Annotated in this window: 18 protein-coding genes; 4 read left to right on the forward strand and 14 right to left on the reverse strand. The window is 44.6% G+C overall.

The features are described 5' to 3' along the window. Positions 1–42 precede the first annotated feature (42 nt). From gcvP to AC060N_RS18050, 3 genes are all read right to left on the reverse strand, one after another. Positions 43–2,913, reverse strand: coding sequence for an aminomethyl-transferring glycine dehydrogenase (gcvP, locus tag AC060N_RS18040; protein ID WP_479524946.1), 2,871 nt, complete (start codon positions 2,911–2,913; stop codon positions 43–45). 92 nt (positions 2,914–3,005) lie between these two features. Next, on the reverse strand, positions 3,006–3,644 hold the full coding sequence (locus AC060N_RS18045) for an MBL fold metallo-hydrolase (RefSeq protein ID WP_479524947.1): 639 nt from the start codon (positions 3,642–3,644) through the stop codon (positions 3,006–3,008). Positions 3,645–3,656: 12 nt separating this feature from the next. Beyond that, on the reverse strand, positions 3,657–4,301 hold the full coding sequence (locus AC060N_RS18050; RefSeq protein ID WP_479524948.1) for a protein-L-isoaspartate(D-aspartate) O-methyltransferase: 645 nt from the start codon (positions 4,299–4,301) through the stop codon (positions 3,657–3,659). Between the two features lie 127 nt (positions 4,302–4,428). Between AC060N_RS18050 and AC060N_RS18055 the strand changes: the two genes are divergently transcribed. Together AC060N_RS18055 and AC060N_RS18060 are read left to right on the forward strand one after the other, a co-directional pair. Beyond that, positions 4,429–5,316 carry a Gfo/Idh/MocA family oxidoreductase gene (locus AC060N_RS18055; protein WP_479524949.1) on the forward strand — a complete coding sequence of 296 codons (888 nt, stop codon included), beginning with the start codon at positions 4,429–4,431 and terminating at the stop codon, positions 5,314–5,316. A 104-nt stretch (positions 5,317–5,420) separates the two neighbouring features. Then, entirely contained in the window at positions 5,421–6,836 is a 1,416-nt protein-coding gene (locus tag AC060N_RS18060; RefSeq protein WP_479524950.1) for a sugar transferase, read from the forward strand. Positions 6,837–6,849: 13 nt separating this feature from the next. On the opposite strand, the gene thpR is transcribed toward AC060N_RS18060, so the two are convergent. Both thpR and AC060N_RS18070 read right to left on the reverse strand, forming a co-directional pair. Next, positions 6,850–7,413 carry an RNA 2',3'-cyclic phosphodiesterase gene (gene thpR / locus AC060N_RS18065; RefSeq protein ID WP_479524951.1) on the reverse strand — a complete coding sequence of 188 codons (564 nt, stop codon included), beginning with the start codon at positions 7,411–7,413 and terminating at the stop codon, positions 6,850–6,852. Then, complete coding sequence (locus tag AC060N_RS18070) at positions 7,410–8,063, reverse strand: DUF4294 domain-containing protein (protein WP_106540495.1); 654 nt, start codon at positions 8,061–8,063, stop codon at positions 7,410–7,412. Before AC060N_RS18070 ends, thpR begins: the two co-directional genes overlap by 4 nt. 98 nt (positions 8,064–8,161) lie before the next feature. Here AC060N_RS18070 and AC060N_RS18075 point away from each other — a divergent pair, with 98 nt between their 5' ends. Further along, on the forward strand, positions 8,162–9,433 hold the full coding sequence (locus tag AC060N_RS18075; RefSeq protein WP_479524952.1) for an arginine deiminase: 1,272 nt from the start codon (positions 8,162–8,164) through the stop codon (positions 9,431–9,433). Beyond that, complete coding sequence (locus tag AC060N_RS18080) at positions 9,434–9,967, forward strand: RNA methyltransferase (RefSeq protein ID WP_479524953.1); 534 nt, start codon at positions 9,434–9,436, stop codon at positions 9,965–9,967. A gap of 191 nt (positions 9,968–10,158) precedes the next feature. Here AC060N_RS18080 and AC060N_RS18085 read toward each other — a convergent pair whose 3' ends face one another. The 9 genes from AC060N_RS18085 to AC060N_RS18125 all read right to left on the reverse strand — a co-directional run bounded on the left by AC060N_RS18085 (position 10,159) and on the right by AC060N_RS18125 (position 22,050). After that, positions 10,159–11,910, reverse strand: coding sequence for a tetratricopeptide repeat protein (locus AC060N_RS18085; RefSeq protein ID WP_479524954.1), 1,752 nt, complete (start codon positions 11,908–11,910; stop codon positions 10,159–10,161). A 109-nt stretch (positions 11,911–12,019) separates the two neighbouring features. Beyond that, positions 12,020–12,655, reverse strand: a complete 636-nt coding sequence (locus tag AC060N_RS18090) for a deoxynucleoside kinase (RefSeq protein WP_463228444.1) — start codon at positions 12,653–12,655, stop codon at positions 12,020–12,022. A gap of 51 nt (positions 12,656–12,706) precedes the next feature. Beyond that, on the reverse strand, positions 12,707–14,824 hold the full coding sequence (locus AC060N_RS18095; RefSeq protein WP_479524955.1) for a prolyl oligopeptidase family serine peptidase: 2,118 nt from the start codon (positions 14,822–14,824) through the stop codon (positions 12,707–12,709). A 144-nt stretch (positions 14,825–14,968) separates the two neighbouring features. Then, positions 14,969–15,466 (reverse strand): hypothetical protein, encoded by a 498-nt coding sequence (locus AC060N_RS18100; RefSeq protein WP_479524956.1) that lies wholly within the window; start codon positions 15,464–15,466, stop codon positions 14,969–14,971. Between the two features lie 90 nt (positions 15,467–15,556). Next, on the reverse strand, positions 15,557–17,782 hold the full coding sequence (locus AC060N_RS18105) for a polyribonucleotide nucleotidyltransferase (protein WP_479524957.1): 2,226 nt from the start codon (positions 17,780–17,782) through the stop codon (positions 15,557–15,559). Between the two features lie 102 nt (positions 17,783–17,884). After that, the gene (rpsO, locus tag AC060N_RS18110) at positions 17,885–18,154 is read right to left on the reverse strand and encodes a 30S ribosomal protein S15 (RefSeq protein WP_106540503.1); all 270 of its coding nucleotides are present in this window, start codon (positions 18,152–18,154) and stop codon (positions 17,885–17,887) included. A 167-nt stretch (positions 18,155–18,321) separates the two neighbouring features. Beyond that, the gene (locus AC060N_RS18115) at positions 18,322–19,356 is read right to left on the reverse strand and encodes a potassium channel family protein (protein ID WP_106540504.1); all 1,035 of its coding nucleotides are present in this window, start codon (positions 19,354–19,356) and stop codon (positions 18,322–18,324) included. Then, positions 19,343–20,620: a DUF2851 family protein gene (locus tag AC060N_RS18120; RefSeq protein ID WP_106540505.1), complete on the reverse strand. Its 1,278-nt coding sequence runs from the start codon at positions 20,618–20,620 to the stop codon at positions 19,343–19,345. The genes AC060N_RS18115 and AC060N_RS18120 overlap by 14 nt, the downstream gene beginning before the upstream one ends. 65 nt (positions 20,621–20,685) lie before the next feature. After that, positions 20,686–22,050: a sigma-54-dependent transcriptional regulator gene (locus tag AC060N_RS18125; RefSeq protein WP_479524958.1), complete on the reverse strand. Its 1,365-nt coding sequence runs from the start codon at positions 22,048–22,050 to the stop codon at positions 20,686–20,688. Positions 22,051–22,144 lie beyond the last annotated feature (94 nt).

A 22,144-nucleotide genomic window follows, 5' to 3' on the forward strand; every position in this document is an offset into this window, starting at 1 on the left:
TTAGTAAAATAAATCCGGGGAAACTTCCCCGGATTTATGAATTTATTCTTCCATATAACTTTCCAGCGGTTCACAAGTACAAATCAGGTTCCGATCGCCATAAGCGTCATCAACCCGGCTGACCGGCACCCAGAATTTATTATCTCGTAGCCATTCGAGTGCATAGGCTGCTTTCTCGCGAGAGTAACTGTGCTTCCAGTCGTCTGTCATCAATACTTCAGCTGTATGCGGCGCATTCTTCAGTACGTTGTCATTTGCATCCGCTTTGCCTTCTTCAATCTCCTTAATCTCGCTAAAGATGCTGTTCATGGCTTCTACGAAACGATCGAGCTCTTCTTTCGATTCACTCTCTGTCGGTTCTACCATCAGTGTTCCGTGTACCGGAAATGAGAGCGTAGGTGCGTGGAATCCATAGTCCATTAAACGCTTGGCGATATCGGCTTCAGTTACACCAGCCGAGGCCTTCAGGTGACGGCATTCCAAAATCATTTCGTGTGCCACCCGACCTTTTTCGCCGGTATACAAAATACCGTAATTGTCTTTCAGCAAAGAAGCGATGTAGTTGGCATTCAAAATCGCAATTTTAGTTGCCTGCGCCAGGCCGTCAGCTCCCAGCATTTTGATGTACCCGTACGTGATGGGCAATACCGAAGCACTTCCCCATGGAGCCGCTGAAACGGCGTGCAAACCTACGTGTCCGTTATTCATTACCGGATGCGAAGGCAGGAATTCAACCAGATGCTTAGCTACACCAATCGGGCCTACACCCGGTCCACCACCTCCGTGTGGAATCGCAAAGGTTTTATGTAAGTTCAGGTGACAAACGTCAGCACCAATCCGCTTCGGATTGGTCAATCCCACCTGCGCGTTCATGTTGGCGCCGTCCATGTACACCTGACCACCATTTTTATGAATGATATCGCACATTTCAACAATCGCCGACTCGAAAACACCGTGTGTTGACGGGTAAGTCACCATGAAGGCCGACAAATTATCCTTGTGTTCTTCGGCTTTCGCCCGAAGAGCTTCCACATCGATGTTACCTTTATCATCGCAAGGCACTACTACCACTTTCATACCAGCCATTACCGCACTGGCCGGGTTAGTTCCGTGCGCTGATGAAGGAATCAGCACTACGTTCCGGTGACCTTCGCCGCGACTCTTGTGATATTCCCGAATCACCATCAAACCGGTGTACTCACCGGCTGCACCGGAATTCGGCATCAGCGAGATATCGTCGAAGCCGGTAATTTCCGACAAATCACGACGCAACTCTTCCATCATTTCGTGGTAACCCATCGCCTGGTTTTTCGGTACAAACGGGTGAATCCCGTTGAACTCAATCCAGCTGAGCGGAATCATTTCGGTAGCTGCATTCAGTTTCATGGTACACGAGCCCAACGAAATCATCGAATGTACCAGCGAAATATCTTTTTTCTCCAGCCGCTTGATGTAACGTGCCATCTCGGTTTCGGAGCGGTACTTGTTGAAAACATCCTGCCCCAGGTACTCCGATTTACGGCTGTATTTCTTATCAATCTTCGAATTCTCAGGAATCTCCTCGATAACCGGAATCCGCTTGTTAGCTGCCTTCGCAAAAACTTCCAAAATCCAGTTGATATCCTCCAGATTGGTGGTTTCATCAATACTCAGGCCTACCTCACCTGTTTCGAAATAGCGGAAATTCATCTCCAAATCGAGCGAAAGCCACTCAATATCTTCTTTCTTCACGTGTCGCGGAAGCGAGATACGAATGGTATCGAAGAAATTGGCATTTTCCTGCTTGTAACCGAGTTTGGTAATCTCATCCGCCAGTAAAACACCAATGCTATGTGCTCTGTCGGCTATACCGCGAATGCCTTCCGGGCCGTGATAGACGGCATACATTCCGGCCATCGTCGCCAGCAGTGCCTGGGCTGTACAAATATTTGAAGTTGCGCGCTCACGCTTGATATGTTGCTCGCGGGTTTGCAGCGCCATCCGCAGGGCCAGCTTTCCGGTAGCGTCTTTCGACACGCCGATAATGCGGCCAGGCATATAACGTTTGTAATCTTCCTTAATGGCAAAGAAAGCAGCAGAAGGTCCGCCATATCCCATGGGAACTCCAAAACGCTGGGCAGAACCAAACACCACATCGGCATCCCATTCTCCGGGAGGCGTAATCAACGCTAACGCCAGCAGATCGGATGCAACCGCAATTTTACAATCGTTGTCGTGCAGGCGGCTGGTGAAGTTGCTGTAGTCCTCCACCTCTCCTTTCAGGTTTGGATATTGAACAATCGCTCCAAACCAGTTTTCTTCAATCTTATCGCGTGAAAAATCACCTACTTTCAATTCAATTCCCAGCGGTTCGGCACGGGTCTGCAAAACATCAAGTGTTTGCGGCCATACGTTTTCGTCGACGAAACAAACGTTAGCGTCTGCTTTCTTTTTCCCGCGGCTGCGGTTCGCGTACATCAGCGACATAGCCTCTGCAGCTGCTGTAGCTTCATCAAGCAACGAAGCATTCGCCAAATCCATTGCCGTCATTTCACACACCATCGTCTGGAAATTCAGCAATGCTTCGAGACGCCCCTGCGAAACTTCTGCCTGGTAAGGCGTGTAGGATGTGTACCAAACCGGATTTTCCAGGATATTACGCTGAATTACTGCCGGGGTAATCGTGTCGTAGTACCCCATTCCGATGTAGGTATTGAAGACCTTGTTTTTGGCAGCCAGTTTTCTGATTTTCTTGAAATAGGCCCGTTCAGTCAAACCATTGGGTAGATTCAACGGTTTTTCCAAACGAATATTGGACGGAACCGTTTGTTCAATCAGTTCGTCCATTGATTTTACGCCGATAACCCGAAGCATTTCGTCCAAATCACGATCGCGGGGTCCTATATGGCGGTTGACAAATTTATCGATTGCCATCGCTAGTCAATTTTAGTTTATTATATCCCGACACAATTTTAAGGTCTTCTGTAATAGGAAAACATGATTTTTTCCTTTTTCCCAAGCCGTTTTTACTGCAGAAACGGATTGTTTTTTATTTCGTCTCCAATCGTTGTTTCCGGTCCGTGCCCGGGAAACACTTTCGTGGCCGGATCAAGTCCAAGTAATTTCGATTTGATGCCAGTGATCAACGCTTCGTGCTCCCCTCCCGGAAGATCTGTACGACCGACAGAACCATAAAAGAGGATATCACCAGCAATCAATACTTTCTCTTTTGCGTTGTGAAATGCCACTCCACCGGGCGAATGTCCCGGAACATGGATGACTTTCAGCATGGTGTTTCCAAAGGTTATTTCATCACCTTCGTCGAAGAATTTGGCCGGTTTCGGAGGCTGGTGCATCGCAATGCCAAACATTCCTCCCTGCTCCTTCGCATTCGACACCAAGGAATTGTCATCTTTATGCATCTCCACTTCCAAATCCCACTGACGCGCAGCAAAACCGTTCCCAATCACGTGATCGAAATGGCCATGAGTATTCAGTAGTTTGACCGGCGTCAATTCTTTTTCCTCAATGAAACCAGCAAGAGCTGCTTCTTCAGCAGGTTTCGAACAACCCGCATCAATTATGGCACACTCACCTGTTTCATCCCATACCACATAGGTATTTACCGCTACCGGATTAAATGTAAACTTTCGAATTTCCATCATAGCTTTCTTGTATTATCCTGATTTTCCGCCAACGAGCGGGACAAAAATAAAACCTCCTTTATCTTCTGTTCTGTACTCCGTTTCCGACTCCCTCACCACCAGCTTCATTTCCTGGTGATGCTGTGAACCTACCGGAATTACCAAACGCCCGCCAACCTTTAATTGTTCCAGAAGAGCTTCGGGAATGTAAGGTGCTCCGGCCGTGACAATTATCCTGTCGAATGGCCCGTATGTCGGCAATCCGGCATAACCGTCACCGTGAAAGAACATCGGTTCGTAGCCGATGGAGGGTAACAATGCTCTTACCTTATCATAGAGCTCCCGATGACGTTCGATAGTAAAAACAGTGGCGCCCATCTCACAAAGCACGGCGGCCTGGTAACCTGAACCGGTGCCAACCTCGAACACCTTGTCGAACTTTTTCACTTCGAGCAACTGCGTTTGAAAAGCGACTGTGTATGGCTGCGAAATGGTTTGCCCTTTACCTATCGGGAATGCTTTGTCCCGGTAGGCAAACTGCACAAAACTGCTGTCCAAGAACAGGTGACGAGGCACATTACCGATGGCTTCCAACACATTGGCATCCGTTATTCCTTTCGATTGAATCTCGCTGACCAGCTTCCGTCGCAGACCTCGATGTCGGTAATTATCTTCCAAGGGCCGTTTGTTTTTCAAATTCGCCAACAAAAATACCTTTCAATTGTGGGTTTTTCAACAAAAATGGTTGATAAATAAGACCGCCAAGGGATTCTTCCATACACTTAGCCTATGTACATTTGTGTATATGCTGAAACCCGGAATTATTTTACCCCAAAAATCAACGAAACACCTTATCGGGAAATTTCCTGGTAAGAAGAAATTACACTGGTATGTTTTTGATAATCATCAAAAGTGGGATGCCAGTGAACATGCCCATTTCAGCTTATATGAGAGCGATGTAATCCCTTTGATCTCCGATGTTCTGTTCGTTCTCGATCCGGAATTCTGCCATTTTGAATACCTGACCTTCGCTATTCGGAACTCATGTCATCTCTTTATCGAAACAATCGACAAGCTGACGATAACACAACAGGAGCAGTTGATCGAACTGGCCCACGAAGCCGGCACCCAAATTGTCGTGCGAGCCGACCAGTTGTACTTACCGTTGACAAAGCAGTTGTTCCAGATCAACCAGTTTCCCCGAATGGTAAAAAGCGAATACGCCTCGACCCGGTCGAACGAAGATCTTTTTACTCACATCCGCTGCTTCATCCGGATTATTTTGAAATTAAATCCAACCGAAATAACCGAAATGGCGGTAGCCGGAGGTAACTTTTTATCGATATCGACAGACTTTGTCGATATCCATCTGGATTTCGCCGATGGAATGGTGGCGTCAATGAATTTTAGCAACCTCGCCTCTGCCGAATCATCCCGGCTGCTTGTTTTCCGTAACGGCGGCCTGATGGATGCTAATTTTTCGGCCAATCACCTGGAACTAATTCCCGAAAACCGAACCTTTTCTTTTTCCGGGTCAGATGCCAACGAACTTCTGATTCAGCAAATCGATAACTTCCTGGGAAGCGTTGACAATATGGACTTTTCGACTCACTCACTGGAGGAAGAGAAAGAAGTTGTTTTTCTGCTCGACCGGATAAAAGAGCAACTCAGGCTCAAATCCGTTTCCATCTAGTCAAATTTTGTATTCATTTGCATAAGTTTTTTAAAATCCAGGCGTTTTGTAATTTGAAAGCCCGAAATTCACAAAACCAATAGAAACCTAACCTCATCAGTCAAATGAAAAGGAGAAAGTTCCTTGCCAGTTATATTATTTCTGACTATTTGGCCGCTCTTTGCGCCTGGATATTATTCTACCTGTACCGGAAACATTATGCCGAGGCTTTAATCTTCGGGCAAAACCATACCATCGATTTTACCCGCCAGTTTTATCTAGGAATTATTTTAATTCCACTCTTCTGGCTCGGCCTGTATACCATTTCGGGATTTTACAACGATGTCCTGCGAAAGTCGCGCCTGCTGGAGTTAGGCCAAACTATCTTTTCAGCAGTATTGGGCTCACTTTTCATCTTTTTTATGTTTCTGCTCGATGACTACATTCCCGACTATACTTTCTACTACAAGCATATTCTGGCACTGCTGGGAATTCAATTTGTGCTAACATACATACCCCGATTGAGCATTTCCACCATCATGGTACACCAGTTCAAAACCGGACGTATCGGCTTCCCAACCTTGATTATAGGGACCAACGAAGTTGCTCACCGTATTACCCGTGAGTTGGAATCGCAACCTGTCCCTACCGGGAATCAAGTGGTGGGATACGTTGCAACAGATGAGGAAGACGACGAAACTGAAGTGCCACAAGAACAAGTTTTGGGACACTTAGATGATATCCCGAAAATCATCAGTCAACACAAAATCGAAGAGGTCATTATTGCCACCGAATCGTCGGACCATAAAAAACTGAACGACATCATTAACCGTTTGGCCGGTCGGAATATCATCATCCGCGGCATCCCTGATATTTATGACATTCTTTCGGGAGCAGTAAAGATGACGACTGTTTATTCCAGTCCCTTGATTCAGATTTCAAATGGAATTATGCCGGCCTGGCAGATGAACATCAAGCGTTTGCTCGACATTTTTATTTCGATTATTGGACTGATTGTTTTATCTCCATTATCCCTTGGCTGTATCATTGGTGTGAGGTTCTCATCGCCGGGCCCTATTCTTTACCGGCAGGAACGCATCGGACGCTATGGGAAACCGTTTATCATGTACAAATTCCGAAGCATGTACAACGATGCAGAGAAAAACGGACCCGACTTATCCAGCCACAACGATGAACGAATAACTCCGTTTGGCCGGTTCCTCCGAAAATCGCATGCCGATGAAATACCGCAATTTATCAATGTGTTGAAAGGTGAGATGTCGGTCGTGGGGCCCCGTCCTGAGCGCGCTTTTTATATCAGTAAGATCGAGGAATCGGCACCACACTATCGCCATTTGCTACGCATTCGTCCGGGAATTACCAGCTGGGGACAGGTGAAATACGGCTATGCTGAAAATGTGACACAGATGATTGAACGCCTGCAGTACGACCTCATTTATTTACGAAACAGGAGTTTGTATGTAGATTTCAAAATAATCATCTACACAGCGATTAATATCCTTCAGGGAAGGGGGAAGTAAAATAGAAATAGCGTCAGCCCTCCAGTTTGAATTTTTGTATGGGACGATAAACGGGACCAGCCGGCTTTAGGATACTTTCGTAGAAAACTACTTCATTTACGATTATCTGCTGAAAAACTACCTCTCGATAATCATCAAGCATCTTCTTCAAATTATCCGCCTCTTTGAGCCATTTAACACGACCTAGTGTGAGGTGTGGACGAAAAGCCCGCTCTTCCCCCTCAAAACCGGCGCTTTGTACCATCAATTCAGTTTCTGCAGCAAGTTCCGACAGGGCTTCATTTCCCTCCAGGCCTATCCACAAAACCTTGGGATTTTCTGTTGAACCAAACTTTCCGAATCCTTTCAGCACCATGTCAAAAGGTGTCCTTTGATTAAATATGCCGGGGGCTTCTTTCAGAATTTGCCCAATTTTTTCTTTTGTAGTATTTCCCAGGAAGCGCAACGTTAAATGCATTGTCTCCGGATTTACCCAGTTTATTCTGCTTTTACTCAATTTCCCATGCAGCTCGCGTATGAACGTCAGCAACTTCTCTTCCGGACGGATATGTATGGCGATGAATGTACGCTTGCTCATATCGTTCCCTGGTTGATTTGTTGCACAATATTCTCAATCATCCAATCTTCACCGTAAGGATTGTAACGAACCTTCAGATCGTTTCCAAATATCCGGGCCACCGTCTGCCAGAAAAACGCTGTAAAACCGCCCCGGAACTCCTTGATGATTTGATATGACGAGTGCCCCGTTTCCCGGTCAATCAGCTTCATGAGTATTCTCCCTTCTGAAATTTTCATATGCTTAATCTCATCGCCATACTCGTTCATCAGGTCTTCCTGCACCTGCTTAATATATTTCTTTCGCTGCCGATCGGTCTTTAATGTGACATACACCTTGTTGTATTCCTCCAACTTCTTAGCAGCCAATTTAGCCATCGGGTAAACCTTTTTTACAATTAGCACCATCCGGTTATAGCGCCGTTGCTGCCTGCGGTAATACCTCCTGCTATGCGGCTTAATCTGAATAGGATCGAGGACCACATGAGGAATGGAATCGACTCTCCCGACAAGTGAATCCGGCAACTCCGGAGGTACTAAAACCACCTGACTGTGTCCGGCTACCGCAATGAACAGAAAAACGAAAATGTACAACCACTTTTTCAACTCATCCTCCTTCTTTACCGTATAAAAATAACAATCAACAATAGAAAATGACACAATAAAAGACATTGCTAAACATATTTCCCGCAAAATTCAGTCCATTCATATTTAACTATATTTGCCTCACATTAACACAAATGACACCACAATATTTTATTATATAGTCAATGAAAAAATTTAACGTAAATGTCAGCTCGGAAATCGGGCAGTTAGAGGGAGTTATCCTACATACTCCCGGGCAGGAGGTGGAGAATATGACTCCACAAAATGCCGAGCGTGCCCTTTACAGTGATATCCTGAACCTATCGGTTGCCAGACAGGAATATGCACAATTAAAAGGTGTTTTGGAAAAGGTTGCCAATACCTTTGAAGTAAGAGATTTGCTGACTCAAACCCTCCAGAATTCGCATGCCAAAGACCGTATTATCAATCGCATATGTGAGCGCGAAGATGCTTTTTGCGAAATATCAGCTTTGTATGACCTCCCGGAAGAAGAGTTGGCCCGGCAGCTGATTGAAGGTTCTATTCTAAAACGAGATAACCTGACCAAATTTCTGAGTAAAGAGCGCTTCGCCCTTCGCCCGCTACACAACTTTTTATTCACGCGCGATGCTTCAATGACTGTCTATGACGAGGTTTTGATTGGAAAAATGGCCAGTCCGGTACGCGACCGCGAAGCCTTAATTATGGAGGCAATTTTCAAAGATCATCCGCTCTTCGGAGTGAAGACTATCAACCCAATCGTTCCTATTAAAAACATTCCATCGAGTCCTCTGGCCAGCATCGAAGGCGGTGACGTGGAAATTGCCAGGGACGATGTGATACTAATCGGAACAGGCGTACGTACGACTTCGCAAGGAATTGATTATTTGATTGAATCCATCAAAGAGAAGAAAACATCGGCCAAGCATATCATTGTTCAGGAATTGCCGCATACGCCAGAATCATTCATCCACCTTGATATGACTTTTACATTCCTGAACAGGGATGAAGTAATGGTTTATGAGCCCCTGATTCTTGGAAACAATAAATACCAGACCATTCACATTACCATCGATAACGGTGAGGTAACCAGTATCAAACTGCACGAAGATCTACTACAGGCGTTGAAAGAAGTAGGCATGGATATGAAACCGATTCAGTGCGGAGGAACCAAGGATGATTGGACGATGGAACGGGAACAATGGCACAGCGGAGCAAACTTCTTCTCCATTGCACCTGGAAAAGTGATTGGCTACGAAAGAAATAATTATACCATTGAAGAGATGAGCAAAAATGGTTACGACATCATTAAAGCTCAGGATATTATCGAAAATAAGGCTGATATTCACGCATCAAAGAAAGCGGTCATTACCATCGCGGGTTCTGAACTGAGCCGGGGTGGAGGCGGTGCCCGATGTATGACAATGCCCGTGGGACGGAAAAAAGTAGATTGGTAGATGACGAGAAAGTTGAAAACAAATGAACTGGGGAGATTATCCGTCGATGAATTTAAAGAGGCGGATAAGCTCCCATTAACTGTTGTTTTAGACAATATCAGGAGCGGAAACAATGTGGGCTCGGTATTTCGCACCTCGGATGCTCTTCGTATTGAAAGAATCATTCTTTGCGGAATTACAGCCACGCCGCCAAACAAAGAGATTCATAAAACAGCTATAGGTGCGGAAAAATCAATCGATTGGGAATACTTTAAGCACACCGAAGAGGCTGTTCAAAAACTAAAAGATGAAGGCTATAGAATTGCCGGAGTGGAACAAGTGGAGAACAGCACTTTATTGCCTGATTTTAAAGCGAATGCTGACACTCCATTAGCTCTTGTTTTCGGCAATGAGGTAAAAGGTGTACAACAACAAATCATCGACATGTGCGATGAAAACATAGAAATCCCACAATACGGAACCAAGCACTCATTCAATATCTCGGTGAGTGCAGGTATCGTATTATGGGATATCTGCAATAAAATGCGTCGGTAATAACATACCGAACATATACAACAATCTCAGGGTGGATTCATTGTGCACTAAGCACGATAATCCACTTTTTTCTTTGAAAGAAATAAAGGTTTTACCAGAGTAGAATTGTAAAAATGCAGATACAGAAATTCTATTCCGATGTAGTTTTCACACTACTCCGGAATAGTTTCTGAAATATTTTCAGTTGAGTCTTACTCTACGATTGACTTGAACTGCTCGTCGTTGAAGTACTTCGAGAATTCGAGATCAACCTTCGCGATGTCTTTGTACTTGGCATCTTTGTTCACGGCAGCCTTCAGGCTATCGTACAACAGAGTTGTCTTAGCAGTACGTGCACCGATGATAGCTTTCAGGTAATCACCCAATGCTGACTCTTTCTTCAGGTTGTTCAAAGTGCGGAGTGCTCCATTGTTATCGCCGGTAAGCATCTGAGCAAGAGCTTTGTTGACACAAGTTCCGTCACCGAAATATTTAACGGCTGCATCATAGTCACCTTTCAGAATACTTACAGTACCCAGGTTGTAGTTCACTTCCTGACCGGCACCACTAGCTGCACTGAAGAGTTCCTGAGCTTTGTCCAGATCTCCGTTCACCAGTGCTACTCCACCGAGGTTGTTCTGAATGATTGGGTTTTTCGGATCCAGTTTATCAGCCTTTTCGAAGTTCGACTGAGCGTCGCTGGTGTTACCCTGATTCATTTCAACAACACCGAGGTCATTGAATCCACGCCAATCTTCCGGGAACTGACGAGTGAAGCTGGTGTAAATTGCTTTCTGCTTGTTCAGGTCTTCAGTAAGAGAAGCTGCGTAAAGCAATTCTGCCTGGTTGAGTTTGGAAGGATCGGTGTCTGCCAGATTGGCAATTTCTTCATCGGTCTTACCAATCAAATCAACACTGGCAATAATTTTTGAACGACGCAGTTTCGGAAGAATTGTTTTTGCGATTTCCTGGAACGGACCAGTCAGGTTGCGAATCTCACGCTCGCGAACTTCCGGATCCTGGTACATTGAAAGTACACGCAAAATCATTTCTTTATCCTGGATATTGGATTTCTGCATCAATTCTTTGAAACCTTCCCAGTCTTCCGGAGTGTATTTTCCGGTAACTTCAGTTTCAACTTTATCTTTTTTCAGTTTTCTGTCAACAACTTTGGTAGCTGAACCTTCACGTTTTTCAGCCAACTTGGTATTGAACTTCTCAGGTCCGTCCGGAGAAGCATAAGCTGAAACCTCAACGCCTTTCAGATCTTTGCGGTCTGCTTCAAATGCGTCTTTAATATACTGGTTCAACTTATCCATGTCTTCCTTCTTCAACTGAGAACCGCGAACATATGAACTGTTGATGAGATACATCAAATCTGCTTTGTACTGATCGGGTACGACACGCTGAAATTTATCAATTGTCGGGTCATAAACACCAGTAGTATTCTTTTCTTTCTGAACACCTACGATTGATGCGGGTTGGTCTTTAACCAAAGTAGAGGTTGCAATTACACCGTCAGCAATCTTAACCGGATCGAAATCCAAAGTCTGGTCTCCTTGTGAAGCGGTGATGCGAACAACCAAATCCGATTTACGCATGCCATCTACATAAGGTACGCTACCTTTATATGAGAAAGTTCCACCGTTGGTGTAGCTAATCACTTTGTTGTTAGCTTCAACTTTTTCTCCCTGCAATTTGTAAGGAGCATACGCTTTTTCTCCGCCTTGATAAGTCAGAACAGGAGTAGCCGTAATGGTAGCTTTCTTATTAAAGTACTTTTCAGGAATACGACCCTGAATCTCAACATCAACGTTACCACCTTTTGCTACAAGCACTTCAGGAGTAACCGTGTAGTTGATCTTATCGGCATTCTTCTTCATTTTCTGCAGACTGGCACAGCTTGACAGCATCATCGCGCCAACGAAGAACACAGCAACAGCCTTAAAATTGATTTTCTTCATGATGAACCTTTATTAATTTTCAAAACCAATTGTTCGACACTTTTCACAAAAGTAAAATCTTTTGTTAATTAAGAAAAGCTTTAGAACGTTTTTTTATTATTGAATCTAATTATAATATCACTCTGTTTACCCCCAAATTATAGGACTTATGAAAAATAACATCAATTAGTTTTTCATAATCTGCCTGGCTCTCCACGAAATCAATATTCCGGGTATCAATAATAACAATCGGGAAGTCATTTTGCTGACGGAAAAAGCGAAAATATCCTTCACTAATTTTTTTGAGATATTTTTCGTCGATTTCCTGCTCGTAATCCCGTCCTCTCTTCCTGATATTTTCAATCAGACGATTCTCAGGGAGATGAAGATACACATACAAGTCAGGCTTGGGGTGTTTATCATATATGATTTCAAAGAACTTACGATACAACTGATACTCATCTTCGGCGAGTGTATTCTGAGCGAAAATCAGCGATTTCATAAAAAAGTAATCGGCCACCGTCAATTGGTGAAAAAGATCGCGATCAGAAAGCTCCCGCTTCAACTGATTATATCGTTCGGCCAGGAAGGATAACTCAAGAGGGAAAGAATACCTTTCCGGATCTTTGTAAAATTTCGGCAGAAACGGATTATCCGCAAACTTTTCGAGAATCAGTTTAGCCTGAAAATCCTGACTTATCCGATTTGATAATGAGGTCTTTCCCGACCCTATATTACCTTCTATGACCAAAAAACTTATATCCATACAAACCCGGGGTAAAAATTCCGGGAAAGATATCCAATAATTTGCGAAGGGTCAATTAAATTTTGGCTCAACCCCCATTTCGTAAAACACAAATGACCAGATATCGGTGTACTCGTCTATTATCTTCGACGTTGGTTTTCCACCTCCGTGTCCCGCTTTGGTCTCAATGCGAACCAACGTTGGATTTTTACCATCGTTATACTCCTGCATCCGCGCCATATATTTAAAGGTATGCGCCGGCACTACCCGATCGTCATGATCAGCTGTCAACGCGAGAATCGCCGGATAGTGTCCTCCTTTCTTGATATTATGATACGGAGAGTAAGCATACAGGTACTTGAACATCTTCTCGCTATCGCTGCTGGTACCGTAATCGCCGGCCCACGACCAGCCAATGGTAAACTTATTATAACGCAGCATATCCATCACTCCCACCTGCGGAATCGCTACACGGAATAAATCAGGACGCTGGTTAATGACAGCCCCCACCAGTAAGCCACCGTTCGAACCGCCCATCAAAGCCAGATGGTTGGTGTCGGTGTATTTCTTTTCGACCAGATATTCCGCTGCAGCGATACAATCATCGAATACATTTTGTTTATGCATTTTGGTGCCGGCTTCATGCCATGTTTCGCCATATTCTCCTCCTCCTCGCAAATTCGCGACAGCATAAACACCGCCTTGCTCCAGAAACACCATTCGTGCCGGAGAGAAATACGGCGTCAGGCTAATGTTGAATCCACCGTACCCGTATAACAGCGCAGGATTCGTTCCATCGAGTTTCGTTCCCTTCTTCATGAAAATGAACATAGGAACCTTGGTTCCGTCCTTGCTGGCGTAAAACACCTGCCGGGTTTCAAATTCTTTCGGGTTGAATTTCAACTCAGGCTGCCTGAATACTTTCGACTCGCCTGTTGCCACATCGTATTGATAGATGGTATTCGGCATCGTCCATGATTCAAACGTGTAGAAAGCTTCATTATCGTTCTTCTCGCCAATCAGCACCGATGCACTTCCCATTTCTGGCAACTCGATGTTCCCGGTTAGTTTTCCGTCGGGCTGGAACAATTGCAGAACGGTATGGGCATCTTTCATATAGGAAGCGCATATTTTGCCTCCAACGACCGATGCATTGCTTAACACATCGTCCGATTCAGGGATAATTTCCTTCCAGTTAGTTTCCTCCGGATGTTTTGGGTCTACCGCAATTAACCGGTATCGAGGTGCTTTGTAATTGGTCAACACCAGTAGCTGCCCATCCACATCATCTATAACCTGGAACTCTTTATCGAACGAAGTATAGACCGGCTTCCACTCTGCATTTTTATCACCATTCATTCTCACGTAAAGTGAATTACCAATGGATGCTTGGTATTCCGTGAGGTACTGAATTTTTTCATCTCTCGTTACACTAACATCCGACAGCCGTTTCGGATGTTCCGGCGTATCGTACACCATTTTATCATCCGTCTGAGGTGTGCCGACCTTATGATAATACACCTTATGATACTCGTTGGACTGACTCAACTCGTCACCCGCCTTAGGTTTATCGTACCTGGAATAGTAAAAACCATCACCATCCCATCCAATGCCAGAAAACTTAATCCACTGCAAATGATCAGACAACTTCTCTCCGGTATTGATATCCAATACATACCCTTCATTCCAATCAGAACCTGAGCGGGCCACAAAATACGCCAGATACTTTCCATCGTTTGAAACACGAGCAGCACTAAGTGCTACAGTTCCATCATCGGAAAGTTTATTTGGGTCAAGTAATACCCGTGGTTCAGCACCTAAATTATCCTGAACATAGAGTACACTTTGATTCTGTAATCCGTCATTCTTGTAATAAAAATACTTACCTGCCCTTTTGAAGGGAGCCGAATATTTGGGGTAATTCCAGAGGTTGGTCAGTTGCTTTCGAATGTTATCCCGGTAGGGAATCTTGGCCAGAAAAGCATTGGTTACATTATTCTCTGCTTTCACCCACTCTGCTGTTTCTTCCGAATTATCATCTTCCAGCCAACGATACGGGTCACTTACTTTATGACCAAAGTAATCGTCAACAACATTGTCTTTATGCGCCACAGGATATTTTATTTTCTGATTGTTCGTACAGGAAAAGGCAAATAAAGCCAGACCTGCAAGTAGTATGGTCCCTTTCACAAGCTAAGTATTAAGTTTAGTTACTAAACATTTAATGTCTGTCTGGTATAAAAAGAAACACAAAAAGTACGCAAAGGTTTAATTCTTTGCAACTTAAACGAATAAAAAAAGTTAGTTGAAATGGTTATTCCCCTAAAAAAATTCTCAAAGAAGCTTCTTTTTCGCTCTCATATTATTGTCTTTCCGACCTCCGAGCACGTATCCAATCAACATTCCAATAATGGTTCCTCCAACAATGAAGCCCCATTTCTGTCCATGAAACAACACCAAATCAATCAAGGCTCCCACCAACGCACCGGCTGGCAAACCAAGCGCTGACCACCTGTAGGTAAAATAATAAGGTGGAAGAAACCCGTGTTCTTCGGTCATGTGTGAAGCCAACGTCGAGAGTGCCCGATCAAATTTGCGCCTTCTCTTTCCCGGATTCTTCACCGCATCGTTCATTCCGGCAATCGTTTCCCTAACGCCGGAGTGCATTTCCTTGCAAACCGGACAATCATTGGAGAATTGGTCCAGGCGTTGAACATTGCGCCAAAACTCTTCCAGTCGATAAAATCGAACATCCTTTTCCGATATACCTTTCAGGTTTTCACGGAAAAGCTCCTCTGTCTCATTCAGCCACGCTGATTCTTTCGCTTCCATGTATAAAAAAGATTGATTAAATATAGAAAAACTGGCAGAGATAAAAAAAGCCCGGTAACCCGGGCTTGTAAATTATAGTATCAATAAAAATTATCTGTTGTTGTCGCGACGCGGTGGACGACGGTCTCCACGACGATCACCACCTCTGCGGTCGCCTCTGTCGCCTCGACCACCCCGATCGTTCTCGTTTCCAGTACGCTCCGGACGAGGCAGCAATACCTTTCTCGAAAGTTTCAGTTTACCTGTACGTTGATCAACCTCAAGTAGTTTTACTTCTACTTCGTCGCCTTCTTTCAGCACATCGGCAGGATTCTCTACACGTTTCCAATCGAATTCCGAAACGTGGAGCAAACCTTCTTTACCCGGCATGATTTCCACAAAGGCTCCGAATGAAACTATTGACTTCACTTTACCTTTGTAAACTTCGCCTACTTCAGGTACAGCAACAATTGCACGAACACGCTCCAGCGCAGCATCAATTGCTTCGCGGTTGGGTGCACTGATTTCAACGATTCCCAAATCATCAACTTCCTCAATTGCAATAGTCGATTGGGTATCTTCCTGAATCTGCTGAATGATTTTTCCTCCAGGGCCAATAACCGGACCAATCATCTCCTTAGGGATGGTGATGGTCACGATGCGTGGTACATTCGGTTTGTAATCTTCACGAGGTTCGTCAATCACTTCAAGAATCTTACTCAGGATGTGTTCACGTCCTTCCTTGGCCTGCTGCAACGCCTGAGCCATTACTTCATAAGAAAGTCCGTCAACCTTAATATCCATCTGAGTAGCCGTGATTCCTTTTTCTGTTCCGGTTACCTTGAAGTCCATATCTCCCAGGTGATCCTCATCACCCAGAATATCGGAAAGAACAGCAAATTTATCTGAATCCTTATCGGTAATCAATCCCATGGCGATTCCTGAAACCGGGCGTTTCATTTTTACACCGGCATCCATCATGGCCATCGTTCCCGCACAAACCGTTGCCATCGATGACGAACCATTCGATTCAAGAATATCAGACACAATACGCATAATGTAAGGGAAATCGTCCGGAATCATTCCTTTCAAAGCACGGTGAGCCAAATTACCATGACCAATTTCACGGCGTGAAACACCTCTCGGCGTACGTGGTTCACCAACTGAGAAGGGTGGAAAGTTATAATGCAACAAGAAACGTTCACGTCCCTGAACAGTTACATTGTCGATAATCTTCTCATCCATTTTGGTTCCGAGCGTCAAACTAGTCAACGACTGAGTTTCACCACGGGTGAAAATCGCTGAACCATGTGCTCCCGGCAGGTAATTAACCTCGCCCCAGATAGGACGAATCTCATTGGTTTTCCGTCCGTCAAGACGAATTTGCTCATCCAGAATCATCCGGCGAACAGCTTCTTTTTCCACATCGTGGAAATAACGACCAATCAGGCCAAGCGGAATTTCTTCTTCCTCTTTTCCTTCACTGTATTTTTCAACAAACTCTTCCTTAACCTTGTCGAAGGCTTCGTAACGTTCCTGTTTGTTCTGTATCGTTGCCCGAGCTACATCGTATACTTTCTGGTAAGTTTCCTTTTTAACCAGTTCACGCAACTCTTCGTCGTTTGTTTCGTGTGAGTAATCACGCTTTACCACCCCAAGTTCAGCAGCCAGTTCTTCCTGAACCTTACAATGTTGCTTAATGGCATCGTGCGCAAATTTGATGGCTTCCAGCATTTCATCTTCGGAAACCTCATCCATTTCACCTTCTACCATCATGATGTTGTCATACGATGCCCCCACCATAATATCGATATCAGCCTTTTCCAACTGCTCCAACGAAGGATTGATGACTAACTTTCCATCAACACGACCTACACGAACCTCTGAGATAGGACACTCAAAAGGCACATCGGAAACAGCGATTGCTGCAGAGGCTGCCAATCCCGCTAACGAGTCCGGCATTTCATCTTTCCCTGTTGAAATCAGGGAAATCATCATAGCCGTTTCAGCATGATAATCTTCCGGAAACAGGGGACGCAGTGCGCGGTCGACCAGACGAGCTACCAAAATCTCATCATCAGAAGGACGTCCTTCACGCTTCAGAAAACCACCGGGGAAACGACCCGCAGCAGAAAATTTTTCACGGTAATCAACCGACAGGGGCATGAAATCAACGTCTTCCTTAGCTTCCTTTGCCGAAACAACAGTGGCTAACAACATTGTATCACCCATTTTAACCACAACCGATCCGTCTGCTTGTTTTGCTAATTTTCCGGTTTCGATGGTGATGGACCTTCCATCACCGAGATCGATTGTTTTTTCAATAGCTTTGTACATAATCTCTTCTTCAAACAATTAATAAGTTTCAAACAAATGGGTGGGGCTTTTTTAAAAATACCAAAAAAGGCAATTCGAAAATTGCCTTTTAAGGTCGTTCGTTTATCTACGAAGATTAAGTTCTTTCAGAATAGCACGATAACGCTCAATGTCTTTTCTTTTCAGATAATCGAGCAATGAACGGCGCTTACCAACCAGACGAATCAGTGCACGCTGGGTGCTGTAGTCTTTGCGGTTCTTTTTCAGGTGCTCAGTCAAGTGACTAATGCGGTATGAGAATAACGCAATCTGACCTTCGGTTGAACCAGTGTTGGTAGCACTTTTGCCGTGCTTTTCAAAAATCTCTTGTTTCTTTTCAGATGTTAAATACATTTTCTTAAAATAATTCGTGTGATACAATTATTACACCGCAGTATTCGAGTGCGATAGCAACGGCGTAACATTATCTGCAAAAATCAGCCCCAAAAGTAAAGAAAAATATTGAAAAACTGTAATCTTTATTTGTGAATATTTCATTTAAACCATTTGACTAACAACCGCTAAAGCGATTCAGGCTCCTGCTCCAGAAATTCCTGTAATTTGGTTACCTGCGCATGCGAACCCAAAACGAATAATTTATCGCCCCGATTGAGCATATGCCCGGGGCCCGGATTGAAGACATATTTTCCTTCGAAATTCTTCAGTCCCACAATGGTAGCTCCCGTCACATTTCCCACTAGTAAATCAGCAATGGTTTTTCCTTCGTACTCCTCAGCCATCCTGCTACAGGGAACCTCTGTGAGGCTTACCGATTTATTTCGCTGAAGCAGAACATACTCGACAAACTCCACCACATCAGGCTGTGTAACCAACCGAGCCATACGCTGACCTCCCATGCGTTCGGGCATAATCACATTGGTTGCACCTGCCCGGCGAAGCTTCATATCCGAACCAATCTCCGAAGCACGACTAATAATCAACAAGTTAGGATTCATGCTTCGCGCCGTTAACACGACAAACACATTATCGGCATCATTTGGTGTTGTGGCAATCAATGCACGTGCATGGTCGATTCGAGCCAACCTTAAATCATCCTCGTGAGTAGCGTCGCCGCGAACATATAGCAGGTTGGGATCTTCGCGAATGCGCTCAATCACATTATCGCGTTTTTCGATAATAACAAAATGTTGATTATGATCCATGAGCTCCAGCGCCGCTTGTTCTCCGTTTCGGCCAAAGCCACAAATAATCACATGATCGGTTAGCTTTTCAATCTTCTTGTTCACGCGATTCGTCTTTAAATAATTAATAAACTCTCCATCGAGGAAAAAACGCACCAAACTGGAACCAACGTAGGCAATATTACCCAGCGATAAGATAATCAAAATTGATACAAATATTTTCCCGGCAGGAGATAGAGGTTTTACCACCTCGAATCCTACGGTGGAAACCGAAATAATGGTCATGTAAAATGCATCAACCAGGTCGAGGCCTTCAATAATCATAAACCCGAGGACGCCGAAAATAATCAGCGACAGCAGGAGGACGATCCCAATGCGTAATGTTCTGTAAGTTTGTTCCTCAAAGAGGTTCATGCAAAATAATTTTATGCCCGATTCCGCAACTCAGACACCGCTTCAACTCGCAATACCTGCTTTTTAAGTGCAACAAGGCTTGTGATTCCAGGGCGTTGTCCGCTTCTATTCCGGACACGGTCCACTTTCGTATTACCATATTGTCCTCTGCCGGCAAATCTTCCAGCAGCTGCAGAGCCCTATTCTTCAAATATAGTTTATTTTGGTTTTCTCCATACAGGAAATAAAAGGGAACAATCACATTAATCACCAATAATCTCAGTGCCTGCTCCCCGAGTTTTTTCTTACGGCGAGGCGATTCCCGATTGAAATGATAATGCGTATCCCAGTACGGTGAAGCAACGACCTGAAACCAACCACGGATTTCGTCCATATTTTTTGCTTCCAGCAGTTTTCCCAATAACCCCTGCGAATTGTATATCAATCGTGCAAACTGAGCCAGGCGGATTGTCGGAAAATTGACCGGACGCATTCGCATGAATTTCCACAGATGCCCTTCAATGGGACGCAAAGAGTATTTTCCGGCCAGAAACCGGTATTCCTTTCGCAACTGCAGATAATAATTATCGGCAAACAGCTCTTCGCCTAAAAGTCCGGCCTGACCGAAAAGCAATGCCTCGGTTTGCATGAGCGAATCGTGATGATGAGCCAGAACCTTCTGGGGCAACGACCGGACAACCATCTCAAATGGCTGGGCATTCACTTTAAAACCAAAGCCCCGAGCCAACATCCGGTAAAAGGTTTCTCCCCAATCGCCATTCGTATCCTGAAGCAGTTCATCTACGACTCCCGTCTTTTCTTTCAGGCGTTCAATCATTACACTGTTCAGGAAAAACTTCACGCGAAAGGGATCTATGCGGAAAAGACGCGATGCACAGGCTACCCAGTCCTTGCTTTCGGTTAATTCCTGATAATTTCTTTCGATGGTATCCGCCCATTTCAAAACAAATGTGGGAAGTTCGGCATCCAGAGCATTTTTTACCGGTTCGTCATGTTCAGCGACGACATGCAGTATAACGTTGTTATAGGCCGGGTCTTCTTGATGACCGTGACGATTCCAATCGGAAGATTTTTGGTGTATTTCGACACTGCCCACCCATAACGTGTCGCCAATTTGGATACGTGCTTCTGAGAAATCAGGTCCGGCATGCAGGTTATGCATTCCGGGCTGAAGAATTTCAACGGGTTCTCCGCCAATCGTTTTTTGCTGACGGGTTTGATATAAACGGTGTTTCCAGATAAAGTGGAGAAACTCTTCTTTCATACGGTTGGTGGATAATATTCCTGAAATTACAAAATTCCAGCCTCATTAACCAACCATAATGTATATCAAAGTTTATACTTCCGGATTTTGTTGTAGAGGGTTTGACGAGTGATTCCCAACTGAGTAGCTGCCGCGCTGTGATTCATTTTGTGCCGTTCCAGCGCTTTTTTAATCATCGATTTTTCCATTTCTTCGATGGTATCCGGAATCTTGAATAACTGTGACTGTGCAGCCGACCGGAACATAAAATCTTCCGGACGCAGCACGTCTTTTTCACACAGGATTACAGCTTTCTCTATTGTCAGCTTTAATTCGGAGATGTTTCCCGGCCAGGGATTCAGCTTTAATTCTTCCAGCGTCCGGGCACTCATCCGAAGCGGCCCTTTATGGTATTTGGCACTAAACTGCCCGATGAAAAAATTAGCAATCTCTTCAATATCTTCCACCCGATGCCTTAATGCCGGAATTTCGATAGCCCTGGACGAAAGACGACGATAAAGCTCTTCGTGAAAAGCGCCGTCGTTTACCAAAGACCTTAAATCTTCTGCTGTTCCCAAAAGCAACTTTACATTAACCGGTACGGCTCTTACGGCACCGACCGGCTCAACCGTACTACGCTCCATGTAACGCAAAAACTGCTCCTGAACCGAAAGAGGTATTTTGGCGACCTCCGGGATATACAGTGTTCCGCCTTCAGCAATTTGAAACTTCCCGGGGAGATCGGGATCGGCAGTCGGATAATTCCTTTTCTTCACCCCAAAAAGATAACCGCCCAATTCGGTTTCCCGCTCCAATAAACTATTCGCCTCCAGAAATAATTCGTTTCGACGGGATGACTGACTATGAATGTATCGTGCTACCGATTTCTTTCCGCTTCCGGTTTCACCCTGCAACAAAATAACATCAGGCGTATCAATCACTCCCGCTACCGCGTGCATCATCCGGTTGTAAGGCACAGAACTTCCCTGAATGACTGGTTCAGCCTGCAACAACTCCTTCTTTATTCCGTCGAAACGGGACTCAATCAACTCACACCGCTCCTTCATCAGTTTCAATTGAACAACCGAACGAAGCGATGCAACTAGTTTTCGAGTATTGACAGGCTTGAACGCAAAATTGGCGGCCCCTTCTTCAATCGCCCGGTCACCGAGCATCACGTCATCTTCGTTAAGAAGAATAACCACCTCTATCCGGGGATTGATCCGTTTTATTTCGCGCAACCAATAAAGGCCGCGCTCTTCTCCCTCTCTTACACCGGAAAAATCAACGTCTAAGATCGCCACATCGGCCTTCTCGGTCTTGAGATAAAACGGCAGCAGGTTAGGATTTGAAAAGGATTTCACCGATTCAAAGTCCATCCTAAGCGCCATCTCCAACGACCCGCCCGGACCTTTTGCGTCATCAATGATTAATATTCGACCTTCAGACATTAATTATCTAATTTCTAACAAAGATACGTCCACTTCTTTCTGAGAACAACCTAATCTGTAAATTTTTTTTACACTTTCCCTGGTTTTATTTCCA

It is taken from the genome of Prolixibacter sp. DSM 2831 (genome assembly GCF_056493735.1).